Source organism: Bacillota bacterium (genome assembly GCA_040754675.1).
Lineage (GTDB): Bacteria > Bacillota > Limnochordia > Limnochordales > Geochordaceae > Geochorda.
The window spans coordinates 1-6031 of record JBFMCJ010000256.1 but is presented as its reverse complement, the minus strand read 5'-3'; the positions used below and the strand labels follow the sequence as shown (position 1 = coordinate 6031).

The window sequence follows — 6031 nt, the reverse complement described above, 5'->3', positions numbered from 1 at the left end:
GGCCAGATTGACCGATGCAACGGGACGCCCCCTGGGCATGCGGACGGTCGAGTTTTTGTTCGTACCCGACTTCCTCGCCGGCTCCGGCCAGTTCACCGGCCGCCACCCCGTTCGAATCGGCCAGGCGAAGACGAACGTGACGGGCACGGCCCGTCTCCGGTGGCAGCCGGCCCTTACGGGGCCGGCCGAGGTGAGAGCCCGGGTGGTTGACGATGAACGGCTTCTCGGAGCCGAGACCAGGCTGACCGTCGACCTTAAGCGTATCGAGTCGCCGGAACCCCGAGCGATTCGGCCGCTTGCCCGGGTGCGGCGCCTTACCGCGGTCGCAGCCTGGGGGTTGACCATCGGTGTCTGGGTGCTGCTGGGCCTCACGACGGGGTTTACCTTGAGCGCCATCCGGCAGGCGGGAAGGAAGGCGCAAGCCGAGCGGCAGCAGGAGCGCGGCGAGCCACGCGAGGTACCGTCGGCCGGGTGAAGGCGAGCCGGAGTGTTGGCTACATGCGGGCTCGCTCGGGGCGGGCTCGAGTTTGGGGAGGAGGCGTTTCTCGATGAGCGGATCGCGAAGGCTGCTGGTCGCCACCGTGGTGGCGGGCGTCGTGTCAGCCCTCGGTTGGGCGGGCGGCGCGTCCGCCGGGACTGCCGGCGGCTCGCCGCTGATCGTGGTCGACAGCATCGTGCAGGGCTCGACCAACGCTCCACGGGAACGGGTGTGCGTCCTGAACAGCCGGTACCTGCATGGCGAGGAGATCGTCTGGCGCATCAAGGTCATCGACCCCGTGACCGGGGAGGCGATGGACGACAAGCAGCTCAAGCGGGTATGGGTTGAACTCGCGGACGGGCAGGTGGTTGAAGCCAGGTACGGGCCCCACCCGAGGACGAACCCGACCGACTACTTCTGGGCCACATCGTGGGTCATCCCGCCCGGCTACCCGAGCGGCGTGCTGGATTACACCATATACGCGGAGGCAAAGGACGGGCGTACGGGAAGCAATGTGAAGTTTGAGGTGGAGAGCTCGATGCTGGTCATCCTTCCGGGCTCCGCGACCAAGTAGGGCGACAGCCCGGAAAGGGGTGAGGCGAACCATGCCAGCGCGAAGGGCTACCTATCTCTTCCTGGCGGCGCTGCTGGCGGTGTGGGCGGGGCAGACGCTGGTCGCCGCGCCCGTGCTGGCGGCCGAGCCGCCACGAGCGGAGTTTAGGGGCCGGCTGATCCTCGAGCCCGATCACGGCCCCGTAGGCACTCGGGTGACGGTCAGAGGCGAGGGTTTTGAACCCGGGGCCGTGATGGACCTGCTGTGGCGGACCGTGGACGGGCGCTGGGAAGTGGCCAACGGCGAGTTCCACGGCCGCCGGTTTACACCGGTGAGCTGGCCGCTGGCGAAAGTCACCGCCGACAGCCGAGGGGCGTTCACCGCCACCTTTACCGTTCCCGAAGACTACGGGTTCAGCCATGACGTGATGGTGGTGCAGGACGGGGTCATCCGCAACAAGGCGCTGTTCAACGTAGACTTGACCATCACGATGCACCCGACCAGCGGCCCGCCCGGCACGCCCATCACGCTCGAGGCCAAAGGCATCGGCTGGCAGCTGCCTGAAAACAGCTGGCTCGTGATATACGACAACCGGTTCACCGGATGGCTGTCCGCGGTGACCACCAGAGGGACGGCGAGGGCCGTGATTCCAGCGGCCGGAAGGCCCGGAACGCACGTGCTGCGGATTTTGAATGGCCCGTTCACGTTTCCTTACATGAACCTGCAGCAGTCGCCCTTCTCCGACTTTCCTACGTTCACCTTCCGGTTCGAAGTCACAGACGGTGATCCGGTGCTGCCGCCGCCCGCCAGCCGGCAGGGGCTTGCGCCGGAGCCCGGGGCGCCGCCGGCCGAAGCGGCCGGGCCGGTGCTCTGGACGGACCCGCGCAGCGGGCCGGTGGGCACTCCGATCAGTGTATATGGCAGGGGTTTTCCGCCGGGATCACAGGTGCAGCTCACGTGGTACCGGCTGGTCGGAAACCGCGTCTCGGGGAAGGGGTGGCGCGAAGAGGGCGTCGTGCTGGGCGCGGCGAGTGCGGACGACCAGGGAACGTTTCGGTTCCCGCTGACTGCGCTCGATGACCTGGGCGGGCCTCACCGTATCGAGGCGCGAGCCTCTGGTGGAGTCAGTGCGGCAACCGATTTTGCCATTACCCCCTCAGCCTTCGACATCGAGCCGAGCTCGGGCCCAGCGGGAACCGTCGCCACCATCCACCTCAAGGGTGTCGGCTGGACGGAGACGGCCAACATCTACACACTCGTCTACGACAACGGGTACGTGGGGTACGCGTGCGGGTTCAACAGCCAGGGGGACGTCACGATTTACCTGCCGATGACCGGGGAGCCGGGCTGGCATTTCATCGGCCTGTACCCCGGCATCTACAAGGGTAAGGACGCCGGCGGCGTGGAGAATTCCCGCATCCCGCAGCTGACGTACGCCGACGACCACCCGGGGGAGAAGCTGCCAGCGTTCCGCTTCGCCTTCCGGATCACGGAGCCCAACGGGCGCTGAACGGCCGGGGCGCAGCCTGCCGGTGAAGGCTGCCGCCTCGGCAGGGCAGGACCGCGGATGGAGGGCGTGGCGAGAATACACCAGCCGCAGGGCCGGGCGGACGGGTCCGTCCGGCCTTTTGCCAATCGCGTCCCGGGCTCACGGGGCCAACGCCATGATACGGGTTACGGTGCGGCCGCCCGGCGATTTTCGGGCTACAGGCTGGGGCCTTCCCGGTCATCTCCCGGAGGGCGACGGCCACCACCCCTGCCGTGCCCCAGGCAAACAGGTGCGGCAGGACCCGATATACCAAATGCAAGGTCTGCCCCCACAAAACAGCCCTAAAAGCGACCAGAGCCCTGCGAGCTCGGGCCGCCGGCGCGGCGGTCGGTCAACGGCGCGTGATGCGGAGGATCCGGTCGTCGCCGGGCTGCGGCCGGCCGCGCCCGTCCCGGTTGCTGGTCAGCACGTACAGGGCCCCGTCGGGACCCACCGCGGCGTCCCGCAGCCGGCCGTAGACGCCTGCCGCCGGCCCGGTGGCGAACCAACGCTCGATGCGCCGGGCGCGGTATGCGTATCCGGAGCGCTCGACGACCAAACGGACGAGGGCGTTGGCGCGAAGCGTGGCGATGAAGAGTTCACCGTGCCAGAAGGTCATGCCGGCCGGCGGGAGACCCGCCTCCCAGTAGATGAGGGGATCGACGAACCGGGGGTCGCCGGGCGCGCCGATCACCGCAGGCCAGCCGTAGTTCGCGCCGGGCACAAGCCCGTTGATCTCGTCGTGCCCGCGCCAGCCGCGCTCCCCCGTCGGCCCGTGTTCGGAGGCGAAGAGCTGCCCCGTCTCGGGGTGCCAGGCGAGGCCCTGCGGGTTGCGGTGGCCGTAGGTGAAGATCTCATCCCGGCCCGGCCTGCCTACGAAGGGGTTGTCGGGGGGCACGCCGCCGTCGGGCGTCAGCCGGAGTACCTTGCCCGCCAGCGACTCGAGGTCTTGCGCCCTCGATCCCTGGAAGATCTCGCCGGTCGTCACGTAGAGCATCCCGTCGGGGCCGAAGGCGATGCGCCCGCCGTTGTGCAGGTCGCCGCCGGGGATGCCCTGGACGACGATGCGGTCCAGCTCGCCCCTCAGACCCAGGTCCCGCAACCGGACGACCCGGTTCTCGACCGCGCCGCCCACGGCCACGGTCATCATGGCGTAAACGTAAGGCTGCTCCGGAAAGCGGGGATGCACGGCAAGCCCCATCAGCCCACCCTCGCCCCGGTGGCGCACGTCGAGCACCGCCCAGGGCTCGGGGCGCAGCACCCCGTTCTCGATGAGCCGGATCCGCCCCGGCCGCTCACTCACCAGGGCGCGGCCGTCGGGCAGAAAGACCAGCGACCACGGCACCTCCAGGCCGCTCACCCAGGTCTCCACCCGCACCTCCTCGACCGTGGGCCGGAAGCTCTCTCCGACGGCGGCGGCCTCGCGGGCCGCGCCTCGGGCCGGCGCCGAGCCGGCGCCGGCGGTCAGCGAGAACAGGAGCAGCGCCGCAAGCCACCCCCGGAGGCCTCGAAGACCGGGGCGCTCGCCGTGGAGTCTCCTGGTCTCCTCCCGCCGGGCGATGGGATACCAAACCGAGGAAACCCCAGCTGCCGCCATCCCTCGACCCCTCCCACACCCCTGTCCGGCCCCGCGCCGGCGCGGGGCGCCACACAACGGGCAGCGCATGCCTCCGTGCCCCCCTGTTCTATTACGATCGGGGTCCCAGAGCTGCAAGGCCGTTCTGGGGTGAGGCGAGCTCCAGCTGACCTCGTTGTCTCGTTAAGTCGTCCGGGTTTCTTGCCCCGGCGTCTGGGGCTCCTCGCCTGCCCGATGCAAGTGCTCCGCAAGCCGGCGGGCTTCCTGGTCGACCCGGGCGTAGCGAGGGTCGGGCTCGGATGCAGCCAGCCGCTGAAGGTAGGGCCGGTCGAGGTCGTCCCAGTATGCCGCCATAAGCTGGACGGCCCACTCTTTCGACCCTTCGTCGTTCCAGTAGGCTGCGGCCCGAAGGCGATCCGCCACCAGATCCTCGATGCCAATGACGTACACCGGCAGCCCCTCCATCTCTACTACCGAAAGCCTGGCGGGGTCGCCGGCGAGGGGTGAAGGGGGAAAGTCGACGACGAGGGGCACATCGGGGTGGATGAAAGAGGCTCCGTGTCGCTCGAACCCGAGCTGTTCCATCGCCTCGCCGGCTTCCTGAAGCCCCGGCAGGACCAGGGCCAGGTCGGCCGTGAGGTAAGCCCCGCGGGTATAAAACTCCACGGCCGACCCGCCCACCACCACGGGCCGAAGCTGTCTGGGGGCAAGAACGTGGGTGATGGCTGCTGCAGCGCGAAGGTGGCGTTCGAGCCGGTCGGGCGAGCTAACAAAGCGGACGAACTGCTCCCGTGTCATCCGCCACAAGCCTCCACCACCGGGGTCCGATTCGTTCGAATCGCCTGTCCTCCCGTACGAGCCGAAGGGTCAACCTTGCCAGCGACTCCAGCGCCTCGGGATCGCGGGGCTTCCGGCGCGGGCTGTGGCGCAGCGGGTTGAGCGCCCGCATGAATAGCGCCCGGACCTCGGCCTTCTGCTCCGCTCCTGTCCAGCGGAAACGACGCTGCGGCATGGGCGGTCACCCACTTCATGACTCCGGCCGTCATCGTGTCGGGGGCGTACGTGGCTATCGCGTGGGCGAACCGAACGAAAGCTAGCCATGTCCAGGTCACGGACGACCTGCGTCGCTTGGCCCCATTATACCCGCCGGTGCCCGCTCGGCACAGGCATCCGAGCCCCACCCGGCGCTTTCGACGGCCGTCGAAGACGTGGACGAGGAACCCCCGGGGGCGTGTTCGACGAGCATCGAAAACCCGGGGCCGCCTGTGTCCGCTCGCCTGGAGGCGGTTCGCCGGCCGCGCGCGCCACAGGATGAGCCACTCTAGCGGATGCCTGATTCGGTCGTCCGCAAGGTCGAGGAGACAGGGCAGGGGCACGAGCGTGCGGAAAACAAGTCCTGACCTACCTGAGTCGCAGGCAGCCCCGCCATTGAGGGCCCTCGGGGCCACAGATCTCACGTTCGTGCCGGCAACCGGGAATCCTCACACAAGCCGTTGCCCGGGCGAACGCCCCCTATTCCAGCCGCCATGGCACGGCCCAGTGCACCAGCACGAGCGAACCGAGGGTGAACCCTATCAACGCGGCCACCGAGAGCCAGAAGCTCCCGTCGAACTGCCCGGCCAGCGCCAGGGTGAGCGCCTGCGCCGCGTGCGTTGACGGCAACAGCACCGACGCCGTTCGCAAACCCAGGGGAAGACGGGACACCGGCACAAGCACCGGCGAAAGAAACATGATGAGGAAGAAGAGCACCTGCACGATGACGCTGGTCAGTTTCGCAGAGCGCAGCGTCATCCCCAGGGCGACTCCGACACCGGAGAGCGACGTCGCGGCCAGCAGCGCAACGGCGACCACCGACGCCGAGAGGCTGGCCTCGAAGCTCCAGATCCTTGACCCCGC

The 6031-nt window shown here is 68.9% G+C and carries 7 protein-coding genes; 3 read left to right on the top strand and 4 right to left on the bottom strand.

Going from position 1 to position 6031, the window contains the following annotated elements; genetic code table 11:
* The 3 genes from AB1609_14175 to AB1609_14165 form a co-directional block, all read left to right on the top strand.
* A partial coding sequence (locus tag AB1609_14175; protein ID MEW6047607.1) for a hypothetical protein occupies nucleotides 1-475 on the top strand: 475 nt, incomplete at its 5' end.
* Between the two features lie 73 nt (nucleotides 476-548).
* Complete coding sequence (locus AB1609_14170) at nucleotides 549-1052, top strand: hypothetical protein (GenBank protein MEW6047606.1); 504 nt, start codon at nucleotides 549-551, stop codon at nucleotides 1050-1052.
* Nucleotides 1053-1083: 31 nt separating this feature from the next.
* Nucleotides 1084-2541, top strand: coding sequence for a hypothetical protein (locus AB1609_14165; protein MEW6047605.1), 1458 nt, complete (start codon nucleotides 1084-1086; stop codon nucleotides 2539-2541).
* Nucleotides 2542-2911: 370 nt separating this feature from the next.
* On the opposite strand, the gene AB1609_14160 is transcribed toward AB1609_14165, so the two are convergent.
* The 4 genes from AB1609_14160 to AB1609_14145 all read right to left on the bottom strand — a co-directional run.
* On the bottom strand, nucleotides 2912-4156 hold the full coding sequence (locus tag AB1609_14160; protein MEW6047604.1) for a PQQ-dependent sugar dehydrogenase: 1245 nt from the start codon (nucleotides 4154-4156) through the stop codon (nucleotides 2912-2914).
* 162 nt (nucleotides 4157-4318) lie between these two features.
* Nucleotides 4319-4933 (bottom strand): UbiD family decarboxylase, encoded by a 615-nt coding sequence (locus AB1609_14155; protein MEW6047603.1) that lies wholly within the window; start codon nucleotides 4931-4933, stop codon nucleotides 4319-4321.
* Nucleotides 4902-5147 (bottom strand): hypothetical protein, encoded by a 246-nt coding sequence (locus AB1609_14150; GenBank protein MEW6047602.1) that lies wholly within the window; start codon nucleotides 5145-5147, stop codon nucleotides 4902-4904. Before AB1609_14150 ends, AB1609_14155 begins: the two co-directional genes overlap by 32 nt.
* Nucleotides 5148-5647: 500 nt before the next feature.
* Nucleotides 5648-6031, bottom strand: a 384-nt coding sequence (locus tag AB1609_14145; protein MEW6047601.1) for an ABC transporter permease, incomplete at its 5' end; no start/stop codon positions are given.

What these genes read in the sequence shown, in the direction of transcription:
- AB1609_14150 (MEW6047602.1), bottom strand. Translation starts at nt 5,147, where the DNA reads ATGCCGCAGCGTCGTTTCCGCTGGACAGGAGCGGAGCAGAAGGCCGAG.
- AB1609_14160 (MEW6047604.1), bottom strand. Translation starts at nt 4,156, where the DNA reads ATGGCGGCAGCTGGGGTTTCCTCGGTTTGGTATCCCATCGCCCGGCGG.
- AB1609_14170 (MEW6047606.1), top strand. Translation starts at nt 549, where the DNA reads ATGAGCGGATCGCGAAGGCTGCTGGTCGCCACCGTGGTGGCGGGCGTC.
- AB1609_14155 (MEW6047603.1), bottom strand. Translation starts at nt 4,933, where the DNA reads ATGACACGGGAGCAGTTCGTCCGCTTTGTTAGCTCGCCCGACCGGCTC.
- AB1609_14165 (MEW6047605.1), top strand. Translation starts at nt 1,084, where the DNA reads ATGCCAGCGCGAAGGGCTACCTATCTCTTCCTGGCGGCGCTGCTGGCG.